The organism is Variovorax sp. LjRoot290, from assembly GCF_964253985.1.
Classification (GTDB): domain Bacteria; phylum Pseudomonadota; class Gammaproteobacteria; order Burkholderiales; family Burkholderiaceae_C; genus Variovorax.
This window is the reverse complement of record NZ_CAXURW020000001.1, coordinates 5,408,894-5,430,379: the sequence shown is the minus strand read 5'-3', so window position 1 is coordinate 5,430,379 and position 21,486 is coordinate 5,408,894. Positions and strand designations below refer to the sequence as shown.

At 68.5% G+C, this 21,486-nt stretch carries 19 protein-coding genes; 10 read left to right on the top strand and 9 right to left on the bottom strand.

Annotated elements, in window-relative coordinates; all coding sequences use genetic code 11:
- Positions 1-6: 6 nt before the first annotated feature.
- Complete coding sequence (locus tag ACSQ9A_RS26805; RefSeq protein WP_093109907.1) at positions 7-369, top strand: response regulator; 363 nt, start codon at positions 7-9, stop codon at positions 367-369.
- Complete coding sequence (locus ACSQ9A_RS26800; protein WP_436305918.1) at positions 366-1,049, top strand: hypothetical protein; 684 nt, start codon at positions 366-368, stop codon at positions 1,047-1,049. Before ACSQ9A_RS26805 ends, ACSQ9A_RS26800 begins: the two co-directional genes overlap by 4 nt.
- Here the strand turns inward: ACSQ9A_RS26800 and ACSQ9A_RS26795 are convergent.
- The 4 genes from ACSQ9A_RS26795 to ACSQ9A_RS26780 form a co-directional block, all read right to left on the bottom strand.
- A complete protein-coding gene (locus tag ACSQ9A_RS26795) occupies positions 986-3,244 on the bottom strand; it encodes a response regulator (RefSeq protein WP_436305917.1) in 2,259 nt (752 codons plus the stop codon). The two genes, ACSQ9A_RS26800 and ACSQ9A_RS26795, sit on opposite strands and share 64 nt — an antisense overlap.
- On the bottom strand, positions 3,229-8,193 hold the full coding sequence (locus ACSQ9A_RS26790; RefSeq protein WP_436305916.1) for a HAMP domain-containing protein: 4,965 nt from the start codon (positions 8,191-8,193) through the stop codon (positions 3,229-3,231). The genes ACSQ9A_RS26795 and ACSQ9A_RS26790 overlap by 16 nt, the downstream gene beginning before the upstream one ends.
- 116 nt (positions 8,194-8,309) lie before the next feature.
- Positions 8,310-8,759, bottom strand: coding sequence for an acyl-CoA thioesterase (locus ACSQ9A_RS26785; RefSeq protein ID WP_093109911.1), 450 nt, complete (start codon positions 8,757-8,759; stop codon positions 8,310-8,312).
- A gap of 45 nt (positions 8,760-8,804) precedes the next feature.
- Positions 8,805-9,719, bottom strand: coding sequence for a LysR family transcriptional regulator (locus ACSQ9A_RS26780; RefSeq protein ID WP_436305915.1), 915 nt, complete (start codon positions 9,717-9,719; stop codon positions 8,805-8,807).
- 121 nt (positions 9,720-9,840) lie between these two features.
- On the opposite strand from ACSQ9A_RS26780, the gene gtdA reads away from it, so the two are divergent.
- The 7 genes from gtdA to ACSQ9A_RS26745 all read left to right on the top strand — a co-directional run bounded on the left by gtdA (position 9,841) and on the right by ACSQ9A_RS26745 (position 17,355).
- Positions 9,841-10,911 carry a gentisate 1,2-dioxygenase gene (gene gtdA / locus ACSQ9A_RS26775; RefSeq protein ID WP_436305914.1) on the top strand — a complete coding sequence of 357 codons (1,071 nt, stop codon included), beginning with the start codon at positions 9,841-9,843 and terminating at the stop codon, positions 10,909-10,911.
- Between the two features lie 66 nt (positions 10,912-10,977).
- The gene (locus tag ACSQ9A_RS26770; protein ID WP_436305913.1) at positions 10,978-11,682 is read left to right on the top strand and encodes a fumarylacetoacetate hydrolase family protein; all 705 of its coding nucleotides are present in this window, start codon (positions 10,978-10,980) and stop codon (positions 11,680-11,682) included.
- On the top strand, positions 11,679-12,899 hold the full coding sequence (locus ACSQ9A_RS26765; RefSeq protein WP_436305912.1) for a 3-hydroxybenzoate 6-monooxygenase: 1,221 nt from the start codon (positions 11,679-11,681) through the stop codon (positions 12,897-12,899). Before ACSQ9A_RS26770 ends, ACSQ9A_RS26765 begins: the two co-directional genes overlap by 4 nt.
- A gap of 44 nt (positions 12,900-12,943) precedes the next feature.
- Positions 12,944-13,918: a Bug family tripartite tricarboxylate transporter substrate binding protein gene (locus tag ACSQ9A_RS26760; protein WP_436305911.1), complete on the top strand. Its 975-nt coding sequence runs from the start codon at positions 12,944-12,946 to the stop codon at positions 13,916-13,918.
- A 58-nt stretch (positions 13,919-13,976) separates the two neighbouring features.
- Entirely contained in the window at positions 13,977-14,939 is a 963-nt protein-coding gene (locus ACSQ9A_RS26755) for a Bug family tripartite tricarboxylate transporter substrate binding protein (protein ID WP_436305910.1), read from the top strand.
- Entirely contained in the window at positions 14,936-16,285 is a 1,350-nt protein-coding gene (locus tag ACSQ9A_RS26750) for an FAD-dependent oxidoreductase (RefSeq protein WP_436305909.1), read from the top strand. Before ACSQ9A_RS26755 ends, ACSQ9A_RS26750 begins: the two co-directional genes overlap by 4 nt.
- 152 nt (positions 16,286-16,437) lie before the next feature.
- Positions 16,438-17,355, top strand: coding sequence for an acyl-CoA thioesterase (locus ACSQ9A_RS26745; RefSeq protein WP_436305908.1), 918 nt, complete (start codon positions 16,438-16,440; stop codon positions 17,353-17,355).
- A 3-nt stretch (positions 17,356-17,358) separates the two neighbouring features.
- Here the strand turns inward: ACSQ9A_RS26745 and ACSQ9A_RS26740 are convergent, their stop codons facing one another.
- A complete protein-coding gene (locus ACSQ9A_RS26740) occupies positions 17,359-18,408 on the bottom strand; it encodes a GlxA family transcriptional regulator (protein ID WP_436305907.1) in 1,050 nt (349 codons plus the stop codon).
- Between the two features lie 96 nt (positions 18,409-18,504).
- Here ACSQ9A_RS26740 and ACSQ9A_RS26735 point away from each other — a divergent pair, with 96 nt between their 5' ends.
- On the top strand, positions 18,505-19,821 hold the full coding sequence (locus ACSQ9A_RS26735; protein ID WP_436305906.1) for a tetratricopeptide repeat protein: 1,317 nt from the start codon (positions 18,505-18,507) through the stop codon (positions 19,819-19,821).
- Between the two features lie 9 nt (positions 19,822-19,830).
- On the opposite strand, the gene atpE is transcribed toward ACSQ9A_RS26735, so the two are convergent.
- The 4 genes from atpE to ACSQ9A_RS26715 form a co-directional block, all read right to left on the bottom strand.
- Complete coding sequence (gene atpE / locus ACSQ9A_RS26730; protein WP_093109922.1) at positions 19,831-20,073, bottom strand: F0F1 ATP synthase subunit C; 243 nt, start codon at positions 20,071-20,073, stop codon at positions 19,831-19,833.
- 131 nt (positions 20,074-20,204) lie between these two features.
- On the bottom strand, positions 20,205-20,471 hold the full coding sequence (locus tag ACSQ9A_RS26725) for a DUF1488 family protein (RefSeq protein WP_436305905.1): 267 nt from the start codon (positions 20,469-20,471) through the stop codon (positions 20,205-20,207).
- On the bottom strand, positions 20,446-20,664 hold the full coding sequence (locus ACSQ9A_RS26720; RefSeq protein WP_436305904.1) for a hypothetical protein: 219 nt from the start codon (positions 20,662-20,664) through the stop codon (positions 20,446-20,448). The genes ACSQ9A_RS26725 and ACSQ9A_RS26720 overlap by 26 nt, the downstream gene beginning before the upstream one ends.
- Positions 20,665-20,761: 97 nt before the next feature.
- Positions 20,762-21,457: a Crp/Fnr family transcriptional regulator gene (locus ACSQ9A_RS26715; RefSeq protein WP_436305903.1), complete on the bottom strand. Its 696-nt coding sequence runs from the start codon at positions 21,455-21,457 to the stop codon at positions 20,762-20,764.
- Between the last annotated feature and the right edge of the window lie 29 nt (positions 21,458-21,486).

Genomic DNA, 21,486 nt, shown 5'->3' with positions numbered 1-21,486 from the left:
ATTGCCGTGAACGTGCTGATCGTCGACGACAACAAGGCCGCGGCCGATCTGCTGCGGGAACTGCTGGCGCTGCAGGACCATGAGGCGCATTGCACCTACACCGCGCAACAGGCGATCGCCGCCGCCGCCGAGAAAGCCTTCGATGCGGCGCTGGTCGATCTGGTGCTGCCGGATCTCCCCGGCGCCGAGCTTGCGCGGCGCATGCGTGCAAGCGCCGGGAACAAGCCGCTGTTGCTGATCGCGATCTCGGGCTTCGGCGCCGACGAGGCCGGCGGCACGACCACGCCGGGCCTGTTCGACCATCATCTGCAGAAGCCGATCGACTTCGAAGATCTGGATCGCATCCTGGCGCCACCTGCCGCACGATGAAGGCAACCCCCGGAGCCCGCAGTTGGATGGCTGCCGGCGTGCGCCACGAACTGCTCACGCGCGTCTTCCCGGCGCTGCGCCACGACCTGGCTTCTCCGGTGTCGGTGATCCGGATGGCCATGCTGATGTTCAAGCGCCAGGCGACGGTGAAGCCCGTCGACACCGCGGCCTGGCAGGAGAGAGTGGCGCTGGTGGAAGGCCAGGTCGGTGCGCTGGCGACCGGCGTGCGTTCCCTGCGCGACTGGGAGCTGGCCGTCAGCGACGAGGGCGTGACCCGCAGCGCGCTGGTGGCCCAGTGCACCGGGCTGATGCGCGCCGCCTTCGAACTGAACGGCATCCGGCTGCATGTCGGCGAGGGGCTGGCGCCCGGAGAGGGCGAGCAGCGCTTTCCGGCCGGCGCCGCGCTGCGCTACATGTGTCTCGGCGTCCTGAGCTATCTGCAGGACGGCGCACCGCAGCTCGGCGCGGTGCACATCGAACCCGAAGGCCGCGACATCGTGCGCTTCAGCGCGACACGCGGGGCAGCCGAGCTCGCGGAGCTGGCGGATCCGCACCGGGCGCCACGCAAGCTGGCGATCGATGCCGTCGCGCTGCAGTTGCTGGCCGAAGACCTGGGCTACTTCGTGGCGCTGGACGGTGATACGGTGCGCCTCTCGCTGGTGCGCCGCTCGAACCAGTGATGGATGCAGGCCAGGAGCGCATTCGGCTCCGCGGGCTTGACGAAGTGGTGATCGAAGCCGGCGCCGAGCGCGGCCTGGCGGTCTTCGTTCTGGCCATAGCCGGTCAGCGCGATCAGCAGCGCGTCTTCGGTCTCGGGCATCTTGCGCATCCGGCGCGCGACCTCGTAGCCGTCGAGCAGCGGCAGTCCGATGTCCAGCACGACGACGCTGGGCCGGTACGCCGCGACGATCGCGAGCGCCTCCTCGCCATCGCCCGCCGTGCGAACCTGGTGTCCTTCGAGCTCGAGGACCGCCGCGACGCCTGCGGCCGCGTCCCGGTTGTCGTCGACGATCAGGATGCGCTGGGGCTCGAGGCGCGGCGCTGACGGGAGCGCGGACGCGATCTGCCCGGCTTCGGGCACCGCCGCAACGCGCGGCAAGCGGATCTTGAACTCGGAGCCCCGGTCCCGCCCCTCGCTGAAGACCTCGATCTGGCCGCCGTGCATCTCCGTCAGGCGCCGTGCCAGCGTCAGCCCGACGCCCAGCCCGCCCTGGGCGCGGTCGAGGCCGCGCTGCCCTTGCGCGAAGAGGTCGAAGATGCGCGTCAACAGTTCCTCGTCGATGCCGATGCCCTGGTCGCGCACCGAGACGACGATGTCGTCGTCCTCGAACCAGGAGGCGAGCGCAATGTCGGTTCCCTCCGGGCTGTACTTGGCAGCGTTGTGCAGCAGGTTGGCGATCACCTGCGTGAGCCTGGCCACGTCGCCCAGAAGCCATGCCGGCTCTTCGGGTAGCGCGACGCTCAACACCTGGCGACGGCTGTCGATGAAGGGCTGCACCGTTTCCACGCCTTGAACGATCACCGTGTTGAGATCCATCGTCTCGCGCTTGAGCGCGATCTTGCCCTGGCTGATGCGGGCCACGTCAAGCAGCTCTTCGATCAGACGCGTCATCTGCCGCAGTTGCCGATCGGCAATGTCGAGCGCCCACGTGACCCTGGGGTGCGGCGCGGCGACGCGGCGGATCACCTCGACGGCGGTATGAATGGGCGCCAGCGGATTGCGCAGCTCGTGCGACATCATCGCGAGGAACTCGTCCTTGCGCTGGTTGGACTGCTGCAGCTCTTCCTGCGCCGCCTGCCGCTCGAGGATTTCGCGCTGCAGGATGCGGTAGAGGCGCGCGTTCTCGAACGCCGTCGCGGCCCGGGCCGCCAACTCGCCGACCATCCCGGCTTGGGCGCCGGCGCTCGCGTCGTCCGGATTGCCGGATGCGACCAGAACCGCGCCCAGAACACGTTCCCCGAAGACCATCGGCACGGCCGCGGCCGAGCGCAGCAGCGGGAACTCGGCGTCCGCCGGAGCGAGGCCGAACGATGCCGCCGTGAGCGGCTTCAGCGCTTCTTCCGCCACGGTGGTTCGCCGCCCGCGGTTCGCCGCGGCGTGCAGCGCGGCGCGGATGCCCGGGGCGAGCGCCGTTTCGGGGCCTGCGAACCATTGAAGCCTCGCGTGGCCCGGCCGCACCGCCGCGGCAAGCATCTCGCCCGCGCCGAGCTCGGGGTCGATCAGGAGCAGCACGGCGAGCGGGGCCAGGCTGGGCACCAGCAGTTCGACCAGCTGGTTCATCGCGACCGTGATCTCCAGCGAGCTACTGAGCGCGCGACTCGCATGGGCGAGAAATGCGGAGCGCCTGTCGTTCTCCTCCGCGACGCGGCGAGCCGCATGCGCCGCCATCATTGCGGCCCGCGCATCGGCTTGGCGCCGGACCTGGCGCCGCATCAGGTACAGCGAGACGAAGACGCTCACCTTGCTGCGCAGGACCTCCGGCACCACGGGGGAGAGGATGTAGTCCACCGCGCCGAGCGAGTAGCCGCGCGCGGTCTGCATCTCGTCGGCGTAGGAGGTGATGAAGATGATCGGCGTATGGGCGCTTCGCCGATGCTGGCGGATCAGCGTCGCCGTCTCGAACCCGTCCATGCTGGGCATGTTGACGTCCAGCAGGATGACCGCGAACTCGCGCTGCAGGATCTCCCGCAGCGCATCGGTGCCCGAGCGCACCAGCACCAGGTTCTGGCCGAGGTCCTCGAGCACGGTCCGGAAGACCAGCAGCTTCTCGGGCAGATCGTCGACGACCAGGATGTCGGCCTTCTCGTCGAACGGCCCCCCGTCGGGGCCCCGTTCCTCGGGCAGTGCAGGAGGCTCTTCTACTTGCACAGCCACCCCCGCAGAACGGCGAGCAGATAGGTCGTGTCCACCGGCTTCGACAGGTAGTCCCAGGCCCCCGCTTCGATGCATTTCTCGCGGTCGCCCTTCATGGCCTTCGCCGTCACCGCCACCAGCGGCAGCTGCTTGCCGCGCGGCAGGCGGCGCAGCTCGCGCATCGTCTGCATGCCGTCCATCTCCGGCATCATGATGTCCATGAGGACGATGTCGATGCCGGCATCCTCCTGCACCAGCCGGATCGCATCGCGGCCGTTCTCCGCCGACACGATGAGCATTCCCTGTGCGTCGAGGATGGTCGCCAGCGCAAAGATGTTGCGCATGTCGTCGTCGACGATCAGCACCTTCCTGCCGGCCAGCGTGCCGGCGCCGGCGTTGACCGCTTCGACCGCTCTCCGTTCCTGCTCGGACATCGAAGCCAGGCCCCGATGCAGGAAGAAGGCCGTTGCGTCGATCAGCCGCTCCAGCGAATCCGCGACGCGCATCGCCGAGCCGCCGTGGCCGTGCTCCCACCCCGGCACGCGGCCGCCCGGAACCGCGCTGTACAGGACGACCGGCAGTTGCCGCGTCGCCGGGCGGGCCTCGACAAACTCGGCGGCATCCGCGCGGCCGAAGCCGGCCACCATGCCGTCGGTCACGAGGCAGTGCACGTCGTTGCGCGCCAGCGCGTCCCTGGCCGCCTCGGCGGTTTCCACGACCACGCTGTCGATCTCGCTGCCGGCCAGGGTCGCGACATAGCGATCGCGCAGCGACGAGGGGCGCATGGCGACCACCAGCTTCCTGGCGTCCGCCTGAACGAAGCCGTAAAGATGCCCGAGCCCCGCATCGATTTCGTCGATCGATTGCAGCGGCTTGGCCAGAAAGCCGACGGCGCCGGAGTTCAGGGCCCGCTCCCGCGAGTCGTCCGTCGAGACCACGCAGACCGGAATGTGCCGCGTGGCAAGGTCGGCCTTCAGGCGCTCGAGGATGCGCCAGCCTTCCATGTCGGGCAGGAAGATGTCGAGCGTGATGAGTGCCGGGCGGTAGTCGCGCGCGAGCGCCAATGCGCCGGCGCCGCTGGGGCTGACCAGGCCCTTGAAGCCGCTCTTGCGCCCGGCATGCAACAGCATCTTGGCGAAGGCGAGGTCGTTCTCGACGATCAGGAGCACCTTGTCCCCGGAAAGAATGCTGTCGCGGTCGTCGTCGGCGATGTTGAGCGACGGGAGCATGTCGGCTGCATCGCCGCGTTCGGCGGCCTTGGCCCCTGCGGCAACGATGCGCCGGGCCGGCTTCTGCGGACCGGGACCGGGCCGCAGTTCCGCGACCCGGTTGCGTTCGGCGCGGCGAGGAACTTCCGCCCGCGCCGCCGCCGTGCGGCCCAGCCGTGCACTGCGCGGCGAGCTGTAGCTTTGCGGCAGGTACAGCGTGAACGTGCTGCCCTGCGCGGGCGTGCTCACCAGGCGGATCTCGCCGCCCAGAAGGCGCGCCAGTTCACGGCTGATCGCGAGGCCGAGGCCGGTGCCGCCGTATTTTCTAGAGGTCGAGCCGTCCGCCTGCTGGAAGGCCTCGAACACGATCTGCTGCTTGTCGGCGGAAATCCCGATGCCGGTATCGGACACGGCGAAGGCCATGACCTGGCCGGCCCGGTTGAGCTCTTCGTTGTCGCGCGACCAGCCGCTGTCCACGGCCTCGACCGTCAACGCGACCGAACCCTGGTGCGTGAACTTGAACGCATTCGACAGCAGGTTCTTGATGACCTGCTGCAGGCGTTTGACGTCGGTCACGATCGTCTCGGGCAGCGGCCCCGACGCGTGGATGTCGAAGCCGACGTGCTTGGCCTCGGCGACGTGGCGGAAGCTGCGCTCGACCGAGCGCTGCAGGTCGTCCAGCCGCAGTTCGCTGACCTCCACCGCGACCGTTCCGGATTCGATCTTCGACAGGTCCAGGATGTCGTTGATCAGCATCAGCAGATCGTTGCCCGAGAGGTGAATGGTCTTCGCGAACTCCACCTGCTTGGCCGTCAGGTTGCCCTCACTGTTCTTGCACAGCTGGTCCGACAGGATCAGCAGGCTGTTGAGCGGCGTGCGCAGTTCGTGCGACATGTTGGCCAGGAACTCGGACTTGTACTTGGAGGTGAGCGCGAGCTGCTCCGCCTTTTCCTCCAGCGCCTGGCGCGCCTGCTCCACCTCCTGATTCTTGCGCTCCACCTCCTGGTTCTGGTGCACCAGCAGCCGGGCCTTCTCCTGCAGCGCCTCGTTGGTCTGCTGAAGCTCGAGCTGGCGGTTCTGCAGCTCCTCGGCCAGCGACTGCGACTGGGTCAGCAGGTCCTCGGTGCGCATGTTGGCGGCGATGGTGTTGATCACGATGCCGATGGATTCGGTCAATTGGTCCAGGAGGGCCTGGTGCGCGGGGTTGAAGCGCTCCAGCGAGGCCAGCTCCAGCACGCCCCGCACCTCGCCCTCGAAGATCACCGGGAGCACGATCACGTCCATGGCCGCGCCTTCGGAGAGGCCCGTGACGATCCGGAAGGCCGTGCTCGGCACGTTGGTCAGAAGGATCTTGGACTTCTCGACCGCGCACTGGCCGACAAGGCCCTGGCCCAGCTCGATCTCCTTGCCGTGCGAAGTCTGGCCGCCGGAGGCGTAGCTGGCGAAGAGCTTCAGCTTCGGCGTGGCCGTGGCGGTGTTCAGCACGTAGAACTCCGCCTGCTGCGCACCCACCACCGGCGCCAGTTCGGACAGGATCAGCTGCCCCACCGTGAGCAGATCCTTCTGGCCCTGAAGCATGCGGCTGAACTTGGCGAGGTTGGTCTTGAGCCAGTCCTGCTCCGTGTTCTTCTGCGTCGTGTCCTTCAGGTTGCGGATCATCTCGTTGATCGTGTCCTTCAGCGCCGCGACCTCGCCCTGAGCCTTCACGGTGATGGAGCGGGTCAGGTCGCCCTGCGTCACGGCGGTGGCCACCTCCGCGATGGCGCGCACCTGGGTCGTCAGGTTGGCCGCCAGCTGGTTCACGTTCTCGGTCAGGCCCTTCCAGGTGCCGGCGGCGCCGGGCACCTTCGCCTGGCCGCCCAGCTTGCCTTCGACGCCGACCTCGCGCGCGACGGTCGTCACCTGGTCGGCAAAGGTGGCAAGCGTCTCGGTCATGCTGTTGATGGTCTCGGCGAGCGCCGCGATCTCGCCCTTGGCCTCGACCGTGAGCTTCTGTTGCAGATCGCCGTTGGCCACCGCGGTCACCACCTTCGCGATGCCGCGCACCTGGCCGGTCAGGTTGCCGGCCATGGAGTTGACGTTGTCCGTGAGGTCCTTCCAGGTCCCCGAGACATCGCGCACCTGGGCCTGGCCGCCGAGCCGGCCCTCGGTGCCGACCTCGCGCGCCACCCGCGTCACTTCGGCGGCGAAGGACGAGAGCTGGTCCACCATCGTATTGATGGTGGCCTTCAGCTCCAGGATCTCGCCCTTCACGTCGACCGTGATCTTCTTGGAGAGGTCGCCGGTCGCCACTGCCTTGGTCACGTCGGCGATGTTGCGCACCTGCGATGTGAGGTTCGATGCCATCAGGTTGACCGAGTCGGTCAAGTCCTTCCACGTGCCGGCCACGCCTTGCACATCGGCCTGCCCGCCCAGGATGCCCTCGGTGCCGACCTCGAGCGCCACCCGCGTCACCTCGGCGGCGAAGGAGCGCAGTTGGTCGACCATCGTGTTGACCGTGTTCTTCAGTTCGGAGATTTCGCCCTTCACGTCCACCGTGATCTTCTTGGACAGGTCGCCGGCGGCCACGGCCGTGGTCACCTCGGCGATGTTGCGCACCTGGGAAGTCAGGTTGCCGGCCATGAAGTTGACCGACTCGGTCAGGTCCTTCCAGGTGCCGGCCACGCCCTGCACGTCGGCCTGTCCGCCCAGGATCCCTTCCGTTCCGACCTCGCGCGCCACGCGCGTGACTTCGGCCGCGAAGGAGCGCAGCTGGTCGACCATGGTGTTGACCGTGTTCTTCAGCTCGAGGATCTCGCCCTTCACGTCGACGGTGATCTTCTTGGAGAGGTCGCCGGCCGCCACCGCCTTGGTCACGTCGGCGATGTTGCGCACCTGGCTGGTCAGGTTGCCGGCCATCGAGTTCACCGAATCGGTCAGGTCCTTCCAAGTGCCCGAGACGCCTTCGACCCGCGCCTGCCCGCCCAGGGATCCTTCCGTTCCGACCTCGCGCGCCACCCGCGTCACCTCCGATGCGAAGGAGCGCAACTGGTCGACCATGGTGTTGATCGTGTTCTTCAGGGTCAGGAATTCGCCCTTGACGTCGACATCGATCTTCTTCGACAGGTCGCCCTTGGCCACCGCGGTTGTCACGTCGGCGATGTTGCGCACCTGGTCGGTCAGGTTTCCGGCCATGGAGTTGACGGAATCGGTCAGGTCTTTCCAGGTGCCGGCCACGCCTTTCACCTTGGCCTGGCCACCGAGCTTGCCCTCGGTGCCGACCTCGCGCGCCACGCGCGTGACCTCGGCCGAGAAGTTGCCGAGCTGCTCGACCATCTTGTTGATGGTCTTGGCCGTGCGAAGAAACTCGCCTTCGAGCTTGCACCCGTCGACCTCCAGCGCCATGCTCTTCGACAGGTCGCCCTGGGCCACGGCGCCGATCACGCGAGCCACTTCGGTGGTCGGGTGAACGAGATCGTCGATGAGCGCATTCACGCATTCGACCGATTCGCCCCAGAAGCCGCGCGTTTCGGAAAGCACCGCACGCTGCTTGAGCTTGCCTTCCTTGCCGACCACCTGGCGCAGGCGCACCAGCTCGGCGGCCAGCGTGGCGTTCTGCTCGACCAGGTCATTGAAGACGTCGGCCACCTTGCCCGAAAGCCCGGTCCAGTGCACGGGCAGCCGGACCTTGGCATCGCCTTTGCGGAACCGGGTCAGCGCATCCAGAAGCGTTGCCATCTCCTCCAGTGAGCTGGTCGCCACGGATTTGTCCAGAACGTTCATCTCTTGCCCCTCTCGGAGTGAGGAAAAAGTGCCTTAGACGAAAGCGGCGTGCCTCGGCACGCCGCAGTGTAGCCAGGGAGCGCCCGCTGCGGCATAGGCAGCCGGAGCGTTTGCGGCTAGCCGCCGCCCGAAGCGGCGCGCGAAGCCTCGAGGTGTGTGCGTGCCCGCTCCGCCAGCGCCATCTCGCCCGGGGTTCCCGGCGTGAAGCTGTCGACCGGCAGCGGCCGGCCGTGCGAGTCGACCGAGACGAAGACGACCAGGCACTCGGTGGTCTTCTGCATTTCGCCGCCCTTCATGTCGCCGCTGCGCACCTCGACCGAGATGTTCATGCTGCTGCTGCCGGTGTAGGCGAGCCGCGCCTCGACCTCGACCAGGTCGCCGATCATGATCGGCCGGTGGAAGCGGATGCTGCCGATGAACACCGTCACGCAGTAGCGCTTGGACCAACTGGTCGCGCAGGCGTAGCCGGCCTCGTCGATCCACTTCATGACGGTGCCGCCGTGGACCTTGCCGCCGAAGTTGACGGTGCTGGGTTCGGCCAGGAAACGCAGGGTGATCGAGCTCATAGAGTGCCTGGGCGATGAGTTGATGTCGTGGAGCGCCCGCGGCGATTATGTGAGCGGCGAAGCGGTTTGGGCGCCGAAAAGTTGAGCCACCGTGCGCCTGAGCCACGCATTGCCCGGATCGGCGTGGAAGCGCTCGTGCCAGTGCTGCTTGACGGCATAGGACGGCAGCGCGAAAGGCGGCTCCAGCAGCTTCACCGGCTCCTGCGTGGCCAGTACCTCGCCGAGGATGCGCGGCACGATCACGACCAGCTCGGTGTGGGCGACGATGCGCGCCACGCTGAGAAAGCTCGACAGGCGCACGACCACGTTGCGCGCCAGGCCGAGGCGGGCGATAGTCTTGTCGACGATCGCATGGCCGGTGCCCGAGGACGAGATCACCGCATGCGCCTCGGCCTCGAAGCGCTTCTTCGTGAGCCGCTCGCCGATGCGCGGATGGTTCCGCGCCACCAGGCAGACGAAGTTCTGCATGAAGAGCGTCTGCTGGTAGAAGCCGGCATCGAGCTGCGGCATGAAGCCCACCGCCAGGTCGACCTCGCCGTCTTCCAGCCGGCGGCCGCTTTCGGTCGAGATGATTTCGGTCTCGATGTGCACGCCGGGCGCCGTGCGGCGCAGGTGGTCGAGCAGCCCGGGCAGGATCACCACCTCGCTGATGTCGGTCATGCAGATGCGGAAGTTGCGACTCGCCGCGCCGGGGTCGAAGCTGCTGCGGCTGCCGCGCGCCTGCTCGATCTGCGCGAGCGCCTCCCGCACGTGGGTGTAGATGCGCTGGGCATAGGGCGTGGGCTGCATGCCTTGCGCGGTGCGCGCGAACAGCCGGTCGTCGAAATGCGCGCGCAGCTTGTTGAGCATGGTGCTGGCCGCGGCCTGCGCCATGTCGAGGCGCTCGGCCGCCTTCGAGACGCTGCCGGTCTTGTAGACCTCGTCGAAGACCGCGAGCCATTCGAGATCGAGCTTGGACATGGAATTTCCTTCGCAATGCAGCCACCATTATCGAAAATCGAGATTCCGAGTATTGAGTGCACGTCTTGAACAAATAGTGGTGCGGACAAACAATGCAGTCACCCCTCGGAGACATGCCCAGATGAACACCGCCCCCCAGGCCGCGCGCGCCGACGCCGCCGAGCGCCGCGACTACTACGAGCGCATCCGCCCGCTGCACCTCACGCCGCTGTGGGAATCGCTGCATGCGCTGGTGCCGCGCGAGCCGCAGACGCCCTGCGTGCCCGCGCTCTGGCGCTACGACGAGATCCGCCCGCTCCTGATGGAGTCGGCCGCGCTGATCACGGCCGAGGAGGCGGTGCGCCGCGTGCTGGTGCTGGAGAACCCGGCGATCCCGGGCCGTTCGTCGATCACGCAATCGCTCTATGCCGGGCTGCAGCTCATCATGCCGGGCGAGGTCGCGCCCTCGCACCGGCATGTGCAGTCGGCGCTGCGCTTCATCGTCGACGGCAAGGGCGCCTACACCACGGTGGGCGGCGAGCGCACCACCATGTACCCGGGCGACTTCATCATCACGCCCTCGTGGGCCTGGCACGACCACGGCAACGAGGGCATCGAAGGCGTGGCCGAGCCGGTGGTGTGGCTCGACGGGCTCGACATCCCGATGCTGCGCTTCTTCGACGCCGGCTTCGCCGAGAACGACGACGCCAAGGTGCAGCACGTCGCGCGGTCCGAGGGTCACAGCCTGGCGCGCTTCGGCCACAACATGGTGCCGGTGCGCCATGACCACAGCGCGCCCACCTCGCCGATCTTCAACTACCCCTATGCACGCAGCCGCGAGGCGCTGGCGCAGCTGCAGAAGCAGGAGGCGCCCGACGCCTGGCTGGGCCACAAGCTGCGCTACATCAACCCGCTGACCGGCGGCTCGCCAATGCCGACCATCGCGACGAACCTGCAACTGCTGCCGAAGGGCTTCGCGGGCAAGACGCACCGCGCGACCGATGGCGCGGTCTACAGCGTGGTCGAAGGCCGCGGCACGGCCGAGATCGGCGGCCAGCGCTTCGACTTCGGTCCGCGCGACACCTTCGTCGTGCCTTCGTGGGCGCCGCTGCGCTTGTCCGCTGCCGACGAGGTGGTGCTGTTCAGTTTCTCCGACCGGCCCGTTCAACAGGCGATGGGCGTGCTGCGCGAAGCCTTCCTCGACAACGCCTGACCCGCGCTGCCCCGGCAGCCTTCTCTTTTCTCGATCCCCATGCGCCGCATCGCGGCAGGAGCCCTCATGTCTTTCGTCCTCACTCCCCCGGCCGTCGTCGGCCTTCCCGTCGCCGGCTCGTCCGATCTGTTCCCGGTGCGCCGCGTCTACTGCGTCGGCCGCAACTACGCGGCGCATGCGCGCGAGATGGGCTTCGACCCCGACCGCGAGCCGCCCTTCTTCTTCTGCAAGCCGAACGACGATGCGTCGATCGTGCCGGTGCCCGCGGGTGAAACGGTGGGCATTCCGTACCCAGGCCAGACCGTCAACTACCACTATGAAGCCGAGCTCGTGGTGCTGATCGGCGAGGGCGGCCGCGACATCGCGGTCGAGGACGCGGCGAAGCACATCTACGGCTATGCGGTCGGCCTCGACATGACGCGCCGCGACCTGCAGATGAAGATGCGCGAGCAGGGCCGGCCCTGGGAGATCGGCAAGGCCTTCGACTTCTCGGCGCCGGTCGGCGTGGTGCGTCGGTTCGCCGAGTCGGGCGAGATCGCGGCCGGCGCGATCACGCTCGAAGTGAACGGCGAAACGCGCCAGAAGAGCGACATCCGCAACCTGATCTGGTCGGTGAACGAGGTCATCGCGAACCTGTCGACGCTGTTCACGCTGCAGCCCGGCGACCTGATCTTCACCGGCACGCCCGAAGGCGTGGGTGCGGTGCAGCGCGGGCAGACCATGCAGGTGCGCATCGACGGCCTCGAGCCGATCGCAGTGCGAGTGGAATGAGCAAAACGCAGAACTCCAAGCCTTCGGTGCTGCTGGTCGGCGGCGGCATCGGCGGCATGGCGGCGGCGCTGGCGCTGGCTCGGCTCGGCATTTCGATCGACCTGCTGGAGCAGAGCGCGGCCATCGGCGAGATCGGCGCCGGCCTGCAGCTGGGCCCGAATGCCTTTGCCGCCCTCGATGCCCTGGGCGTCGGCGAAGCGGTGCGGCGCGGCTCGGTCTTCACCGACCGGCTGGTGATGATGGATGCCGTCGACTGCAGCGAGGTGGCCTCGGTGCCGGTGGGCGAGGCCTTCCGCGCGCGCTTTCGCAATCCGTATGCGGTGAGCCACCGCGCCGACCTGCATGGCGCGATCCACGAGGCGGTCAAAGAGCATCCGCTGATCCGCTTCCACACCTCGGCGCAGGTCGAGCACCTGGACATCGGCGGCAGCGGCGTGACGGCGGTCACGCGCGACGGCCGGCGCTTCCATGCCGATGCGATCGTCGGCTGCGACGGCGTCAAATCGGTGGTGCGTGCCAAGCTCATCGGCGATGCGCCGCGCGTCTCGGGCCACGTGGTCTACCGCGCCGTGGTGCCGGCCGCCGACATGCCCGAAGACCTGCGCTGGAACGCGCCGGTGGTCTGGGCCGGCCCCAACTGCCACCTGGTGCACTACCCGCTGCGCCATGGCGAGCAATACAACCTGGTCGTGACCTTCCACAGCCGCGAGCAGGAAGAGTGGGGCGTGACCGAAGGCAGCAAGAAGGAAGTGCTGTCCTACTTCGACGGCGTGCATGCGCGCCCGCGCCAGCTGCTGGACCGGCCCACCTCGTGGCGCCGCTGGAGCACCGCCGACCGCGATCCGGTCGCGAACTGGAGCGAAGGCCCGGCCACGCTCTTGGGCGATGCGGCCCATCCGATGATGCAGTACCTCGCGCAGGGCGCCTGCATGGCGCTCGAAGACGCGGTGACGCTCGGTGCGGCGGTCGAGGCCTGCGAGTTCGACCTGCCTGCCGCCTTCCAGCTCTATGCGTCGGCCCGCGTGGCACGCACGGCCCGCGTCGTGCTGTCGGTGCGCGAGATGGGCCGGCTCTACCACGCCAAGGGCATTGAGCGCCTGGTGCGCAACAGCCTGTGGACCGGCCGCACGCCCGAGCGCTTCTACGACGCAGTCGAATGGCTCTATGCGTGGGATCCGGCGCAATGCTTGGCCGACGCGCCGCGCACCGCGGCCTGAGACGGCCCACCTTATTTCAACGACACACCACGGAGACAAACTGCATGAAACCCATCCTCCCGCTGATCGCCGGCCTCGCCGCCGCCTTCTTCACCGTCGGCGCCGCGGCGCAATCGGCCGCCGACTACCCGAACAAGCCCGTCACCCTGATCACACCCTTCGCCGCCGGCAGCGGGCCCGACGCGGTGCTGCGGCTGGTCTCCGACAAGCTGGGGCGGCTCTGGAACCAGCGCGTGGTGGTGGACAACAGGCCCGGCGGCGGCGGCTTCATCGCGATCGACCAGGCCCGGCGCGCGGCGCCCGACGGCTACACCCTGCTGCAGCTCGACAGCGAGCATGTCGCCGCGCTGCCGCATCTATACAAGTCGCGCAATTTCGTGACGCTGCAGCACTTCGACCCGGTGGCCTCGCTGTTCCGCACGCCCTTCTTCGTCGCCGTGGCCAGCGACTCGAAGTGGAAGAACATGAGCGACCTGGTCGCTGCCGCCAAGTCCAACCCGGTGAGCTACGGCTCCTGGGGCGTCGGCAGCGCCGGCCACCTGGGCGCGCAGCAGCTCGAGTCCCTGACCGGCGTGCACATGCAGCATGTGCCCTACCGCGAAGTCTCCCAGCTCTACGCCAACGTGGGCTCGGGCGATGTGCCGTGGAGCTTCGCGACCATCCCCTCCAGCCAGGGCGTCTACAAGGCCGGCAAGCTGCGCTACATCGCGATTGCGGCGCCCCAGCGCATTCCGCAAATGCCCGATGTGCCCACCATGGCCGAGGCCGGCGGCCCGGCGAGCCTGTACGTGAGCTCCTTCGTCTCGCTGCTCACGCCCAAGGGCGTGCCGCCGGCGATCAGGGCCAGGATCCATGCCGACGTCGCCAAGGTCATCGCCGACCCCGAGATCCGCGCGCGCTTCGACACCTTCGCCTTCGAGCCGCTGGCCTGGTCGCCGGAGGAGATCCAGCGGCAGGCCGAGGCCAAGTCCAAGGTCTATGGGGAACTGGTTCGCCGGGGCAATATCAGCCTCGAGTAACGCCTGGTCACAACTCAGCCTTATCCTTCGTTTCTCTTTCCATTCCCGCTTCACTCCCATGCAGTTTTCCAAGAGAGCTCTTTTGATCGCCGCCTGCGCGCTGCCGCTGGCCGCCGCGGCGCAGAACGGCGCCTGGCCCACCAAGCCGATCCGCCTGATCGTCGGCTTCCCCGGCGGCTCGACGCCGGACATCGCGGCGCGCACCATCGCCGAGCCGCTGGCCAAGGCGCTGGGCCAGCCCGTGGTGGTCGACAACAAGCCGGGGGCCTCGGGCAACATCGCGGCCGACCAGGTGGCCAAGGCGACCGACGATCACACGCTCGGCGTGGTCATCAACGGCAACCTGACCTCGTCGAAGATGCTCTATTCCAGGCTGCCCTACGACCCGGCCAAGGACTTCACCTACCTCTCGCTGCTCACCACCGCGCCGCTGGTGCTGGTGGCGCAGAACAGCCTGCCCAGCGGCGCAGCCTTCGTCGACGCGGCGCGCAAGAGCGACGACAAGTGGAGCTACGGCTCGGTGGGCGTCGGCTCGGTGGGCCACCTGGGCATGGAGCTGCTCAAGGGCCGCGTGCCGGGCCTGAAGGCCGTGCACGTGCCCTACCAGGGCAATCCGCAGGTCATGACCGACCTGATCGGCAACCAGATCCAGATGGCCCTGATCCCGCCCGGCGTGGCCATGCCCCAGGTCAAGGCCGGCAAGGTCAAGGCCATCGGCATCACAAGCGGGCGCAGCACCCTGGTGCCCGAACTGGCGCCGTTGGCGGATGCCGGCGTGAAGGACTTCAACCTCGAGGTGTGGACCGCGCTGCTCGGCCCGGCCAGTCTTTCCAAGGCCGCGCAGGAGCGCATCTCGCGCGAGCTCGCCGTCATCATGAAGGCGCCCGAAGTGCGGCAGAAGCTGTTTGAGCAGGGCTGGCAGGCGGTCGGGACCTCGCCGGACGGCATGCGCACGCGCGTGAAGGAGGAGGCGGCGATCATGACCAAGATCATTTCGACCAACAACATCAAGCTGCAATGAGCGCTTCCATCGTCGAGCCTGAGCGCAGTCTGCCGGTCTTCGGCGAATACGACGTCGTCGTGGTCGGCGGCGGCCCGGCCGGCATCGCGGCGAGCGTGAGCGCCGCGCGCCATGGCGCGCGCACGCTGCTGGTCGAACGCTATGGCTTCCTCGGCGGCATGGGCACGGCCGGCGGCGTGACCAACTTCGCGGGCCTCTACGGCAAGCGCAACGGGGAGATGACGCAGCTGGTGCACGGCGTGGTCGACGAGCTGCTCGCACGCATGGATGCGATGGGCGGCCTCAACAAGCCGCAGGACGGCATGCAGGGCCGCATCCGCGTGCGCTCCTACGACACCTCGATCTACAAGTGCGCGGCCGATCAGCTGCTGCTCGATGCGGGTGTCGAGCTGCTGTTCCACGCCTGGGCCGCGGCCGTGGTGATGGAAGGCCCGCGCATCGCCGCGCTGGTGGTCGAGACCAAGTCGGGCCGGCAGGCGATCCGCGCCAATGCCTTCATCGACGGCAGCGGCGATGCCGATGTCGCGGTCTTCGCGGGCGTGCCTTTCGCGGTCGGCGACGGCCATGGCAGCGGGCTTTTTCCGTCCACCATGTTCCGCGTCGGCCACGTCGATGCGCAGCGCGCGCTGGCCGCGGTTGGCGAATTCAAGGCCATCAACGATCTCATGGCGAAGGCGCGCGAGCGCGACCCCGAGGCCTACCGCTTCCCGCGTGAAGGCGCGATCCTGCGGCCGCAGATCGATCCGCGCGAATGGCGCGCCAACGTCACGCAGATCCGCAACGCCAAGGGCGACGCGATGAACGGAGTGGACGCGCGCGAACTCAGCGACGGCGAGGTCGAGGGCCGCCGCCAGATCGGCGAGTACTTCCGCTTCTTGAAGGCCGAGGTGCCGGGCTTCGAGCAATCGGCCATCGTCGAGATCGCGCCGCAGGTCGGCATCCGCGAGACGCGGCGCATCGAGGGCCTCTATGCGCTCACCGGCGAAGACATCCTCTCGTCGGCGCGTTTCGACGACAGCATCGGCATCAACGCCTGGCCGATGGAGATGCATGCCGCCGGCAAGATCGAATGGGCCTTTCCGCGCGACGAAACGCGCACCTACAACCAGCTGCCCTGGCGCATGCTGGTGCCGCGCGGCGTCGACAACCTGCTGGTGGCCGGGCGCTGCGCCTCGATGACGCACGAGGGCCAGTCGGCCGCGCGGGCGAGCGGCGGCTGCTTCGTGATGGGGCAGGCCGCGGGGACGGCTGCGGCCACGTTGGGTGCCGAAAGCTTTGCCGGCGTCGATGTGCCGGCCTTGCAGCGCAAACTGATCGCCGACGGCGTCGACCTCGACCGAAGCTAAGCCCACCCCCAGGCTTGCTCGCGTCGCGTAGCCGCCAACCCCCTTGCAGGGGGCGACGCCAGCGGCCCGACAAAGCTGGTTCCGCGGCGTCTCCCGAATGGGGCGCGCCGTGCGCGACAGCGCAGTGGCGGGGTGTTTGCTATCGTCGTCGGATGACCGATCCCGCCACCGCCGCCCGCCTCGTCAACCAGCTCGTCGACCTGATGCACCTCGAACCCCTGGGCGATGACCGCTTCAGGGCTCAGAGCGAGGACATCGGCACCCCGGCCGTGTTCGGCGGCCAGGTGCTGGGCCAGGCGCTGGTGGCGGCGAGCTGCACGGTCGCCGCCGACCGGCCGGTGCACTCGATGCATGCCTACTTCCTGCTGCCGGGCGAACATGCACCGATCGAGTACGCGGTTGACCGCGTGCGCGACGGCCGCAGCTTCACCACCCGGCACGTGGTGGCGCGCCAGCGGGAGCGCATCATCTTCGAGATGTCAGCCTCCTTCCAGAGTGTGGACGAGGGCATCGAGCACCAGCTCGCGATGCCCGAGGCGGCCGGGCCGGAAGGCTTGCAAAGCGAACTGGAACAGCGCCGCGCGCTCGGCGAGCGGCTGCCCGAACGCTGGCGCAACAACGCGCTGGCGCCGCACGGCATCGAGTACCGCCGCGTTGATCCCGACGACCTGCTCACGCCCGCGCCGCGTCCACCGCACAGTGCGCTCTGGCTGCGCGCCATCGCGCCGCTGCCCGACGATCCGATCGTGCACCGCGCGCTGCTGGCCTACGCCTCCGACCACGGGCTGCTGCGGGCCGCGATGCTGCCCCACGGCCTGAGCTTCATGAGCGGCCGGGTGCGCCCCGCCAGCCTCGACCATGCGATGTGGTTCCACCGCGATTTCCGCATGGACGACTGGCTGCTCTATGTGCTCGATTCGCCGAGCGCGGGCGGCGCCCGCGGCCTGTGCCGCGGCAGCCTGTTCACGCGCGACGGGCGGCTTGTGGCCTCGACCGCGCAGGAAGGCATGCTGCGTGTGCTGCCCGAAGGAAGTCCCTTGTCGAGCGCCGGCGGCGCGGCGCCGATATAGCACTCAGTGCCGCGTGCCGGCCAGCGCCGCGCGCAGGCCGCCGAAGCGCCGCCGGTACTGTGCCGGACTCAGGCTCACCGCGCGGCGGAACATGCGACTGAAGAAGGCCGCGTCGTCGTAGCCCACCTCTCCCGCGATCGCCTCGACCGGCGCTTCCGTGGTCTCGAGCAGGTGCTTGGCTTCCTCGATGCGCAGGGTCTGCACGTATTCCATCGGCGTCATGCCGGTCGCGAGCTTGAAGCGGCGCTGGAACGAGCGCTCCGCCAGCCCGCTCAGCGCGGCCATCGCGGCCACCGGCGCGGCTTGCGCATAGTGGTCGCCAATCCAGGTCTGGCAGCGGCCGATGACCGCGTCGTCCGCCTGCCGCGTGCTCGCCAAGCGCGCGAAGGGCTGCTGGCCCACGTGGTGCCAGTCGATCAGGTTGAGCTTGGCGACCTGCATCGCGGCCTCGATGCCGACATAGCGCGCGATCAGGTAGAGCGCCAGGTCCATCCATGAACTGCCGCCGCCGGTCATCACCAGGCGCTGGCCCTCGCCGGAGGTGATCAGCGCGCAATGCGGTCGCACGCGCGCGAGCGGATAGCGGCGCTGCAGCACCTCGCAGAATGCCCAGTGCGTGGTGGCGTCCTCTTCGTCGAGCAGGCCTGCTTCGCCCAGCAGCATGGCGCCCGAGCAGGAGGCGGCGACCAGCGAGCCGGCCGCATGGCAGCGCCGCATCCACGCGACCTCCCGGGCGAACAGTCCGTCGAGCGGCCCGTAGGGCGAGATCATGAGTTCGGGCACGCAGACCACCGCCGGCGCAATGACCTCGTCGAAGCTGCGGTGCGCCTCGATGGGCACGCCGTTGGCGGCACGCACGATGCCCGGTTTCGCGGCGACCAGCACGGGTTCGAGCAGCTCGGCGCCCGGCCGGCCGTCGACCACCATCGGCCAGTCGCGGCCCGCACACTTCAGGAGGTCGAACATGCCGTAGACCACCGAGGCTGCGCTCTCGGCGGTGACGAGGATGGCGATCACGGGCCGATCGCCGGAAGAAGCAACTGCGGAACTCATCGATTGGCGGAATCGTCAGCCTTGTTGCGGGAATCGCTGCGGGGGTTTCAGCCGGGCGAACTTACGCTTCTTGCGTCTTTCGTACAAGGAGCCACCATGACCCAACACGACGCGCGCGGCCTGGCGCTTTCCACCGACCAGCCGGCTTCCGTGGCCGCCTACGAGCAGGCGCTCGACCTCTTCAACAGCCTGCGGCTCGATCCGGTCGCGGCGCTGCAGCCGGCGCTGGAACAGGATCCGGACTTCATTTCCGGCCACCTCCTGATGGCCGGCTTCATGCTCAGCGCCATCGATGGCCAGGCGCTGCCCGCCGCGCGCGAGAGCCTGGCGGCCGCGGCCACGAGCCGCCGACGGCCGAACGAGCGCGAGCAGTCCTTCCAGGCCGCCCTGCAGGTCTGGGCCGACGGTGACATGGGCCGCGCCAACCGCCTGCTCGACCGCCATCTGATCGACCATCCGCGCGACCTCTTCGCGCTGCAGCTCACGCACATGGCAGACCTGGTGCTCGGCCAGTCGACCATGCTGCGCGACCGCATCGGCCGCGCGCTGGACCAATGGAGCGAGGACGACGTCGGTTACAGCTACGTGCTGGGCATGCATGCCTTCGGCCTCGAGGAATGCAACGAATACGCGCGCGCCGAGGCGCTGGGCATGGAGGCGCTGGCGCGCAATCCGCAGGACGCCTGGGCCGTGCATGCAGTGGCCCACGTCTACGAGATGCAGGGCCGCGTGGCCGAGGGCATCCTCTGGCTCACGACCGACACCTCGCTCTGGCAGCAGGACAACGCGCTCGCGGTGCACAACCACTGGCATCTGGCGCTGCAGCATCTGCGCAACGACGACCACGCCTCGGCACTGGCGCTCTACGACCGCGCGATCGCGCCCGGGCCGGCCTCGATGGCGCTGGACCTGGTCGATGCGAGCGCGCTCTTGTGGCGGCTCGGGCTGCGCGGCGTCGATGTGGCCGGGCGCTGGCAGGCCCTGGCGCCGCGCTGGCGCGACCAGGCCGCCTGGGGCTGGTCGGTCTTCAACGACGTGCATGCGATGCTGGCCCTGGTCGGCGCCGGCGAGCCCATACAGATCGAGGCCGGGCAGCGCGCGATCGCCGCCGTGCCGGCCACGGCGCCCGCGCCGTGGTGGCGCGAGGCGGGCACCGTCTGCGAGGCGGTCATGGCTTTCGGCGAAGGCCGCTACGGCCACTGCGCGCAGCTGCTGCTTCCCTTGCTGCCCGTCGCCCACGGCTTCGGCGGCAGCCAAGCGCAGCGCGGCTTGATCTTCCTGACCGCGATGGAGGCCGCGCGCCGGGCCGGCGATGCCGCGCTGTGGGAGGCGCTGCAGAGCGAAGCGGCGGCGCGCACGGCAGCGGCGGTTCCGGAGCGGCCGTACCGCGAGATCGAACTCAAGGCCGCTTGAGCCCGCACCTCAACGGAAGGGGTTGGCAGTCGCGAACCAGAGGCCGATGCCGGTCGCGATGATGAAGGCACCGTCGGTCACGCCCGCGATCAGGAAGAACAGGGTCTGCAGCGTGTCCTTGAGCTCGGGCTGCCGCGCCGTGCCTTCCAGCAGCTTCGACCCGACGATGCCGATGCCGATACAGGAACCCACGGCGGCGATGCCGATGAGAAACGCGACGGCGAGGGGGAGGATGTCGAAACCTGAGGTCATGGTGCTCTTTCGCGGCCTTTGAAGTTCGGCCTGGTGGCTGCCGGAACCACCCCGGTTCCGGCTTGCATCCAATGTCTCAGAGCGGGTGCGCGGCGTCGATGACCTCGCAGGTCATGGCCGCTGGCCGGGCCTCAGGGGCGCGGAGCGTCATGGCGCAGATCGAACTCGCGCAGCATCACGGGTTCGGTGGAACCTTGTGCGACACGGCGCCGCACGGCGTCATCGATGTCCTGCGCGTGCAGCGCATAGGTGTCCAGTGCGTCGTCGTCGGTGGCGGTCGACCGATAGCGGTAGTGCAAGGTTTCCTTGCCGACGCTGGCGCCGACGAGCTGCCCCTCGACCTCGACCCAGAAACGGACGGTGCCGGAAGCCTCATGAAAGAAGGGCGGCTGCGACATCGCTGCTCCTGGAATGCGTTCCGCGGTCATCGATCCAAAGGGTGGCCTTGCGCTCGATCGCGCGGATGGCGTCGCGCCCGTGGGCGAACTGCTTGCACGACACGAGGTGGCACATGCAAACGTCGTCGACGAAGAGTTCCGCACCGGCCGCCACGGTGCCCTCCAGGGAAACATGGGTGAGGCGGCTGCGCACCTCCCATCCTTGGTACGGAAGGCGTTTGGAGGCGAAGTCATAGTCCATGCCCCCTTGTAGGCGATCGGGTGCGCCCTGTCTGTTCGCGACCGCACATTCAGAGCAACTCGGCGTAGGCTCTCTTGTCTGCGGCATAGCAGGCGCATGCCATCGCTTCGAGCCCGGGGCGGTCCAGCACCTTCAGATCGCCACGGCTGTATTGGATCAATCCGTCACGCTGCAAGGCGCCGGCAGCCTCCGTGATGCCGACGCGGCGCACGCCCAGCATGTAGGCCAGGAACTCCTGCGTCACGCGGAAGCTGTCCGAATGGGCGCGGTCCTGGCTCATCAACAGCCAGCGCGCCAGGCGTGGGCCGATCAGGTGAAAGCGAAGGCACGCGGCCGAATCGGCCAGCTGGGACATCAGGACGTGGATGTAGCGGTGCAGGCCGCGCTGCAGGCCCGCGTTGCGCGCCAGTTCGCGCTGGAAGTCGGGGGCGGCGATGCGCCATGCAGCACCCGGGCCCTGAACCACCGCATGCAGGGGCGTCGTCGCCACGCCCAGGGCCAGTTGCGTCCCCAGCATGCCTTCGCGGCCCACCATGCCGACTTCCAGGCCCGGATGGCCGTCGATCCGTGCGATCAGCGAAATGAAGCCATCGACAGGGAAGTAGACATGCCGGGTCGGCTCGCCGGGCTCGCACATCACCTCGGCCAGCACCAGCTGGACCGGCTCGCAGATGGCGAGCAGACTCTGGCGGTCGCTGCGGGAAAGCAGCTCGATGAGGTGGTTTTCGGCGGCAGGCAAAGGCACTCCGGTGATGGAAGGGCTTCCAGTCTGCG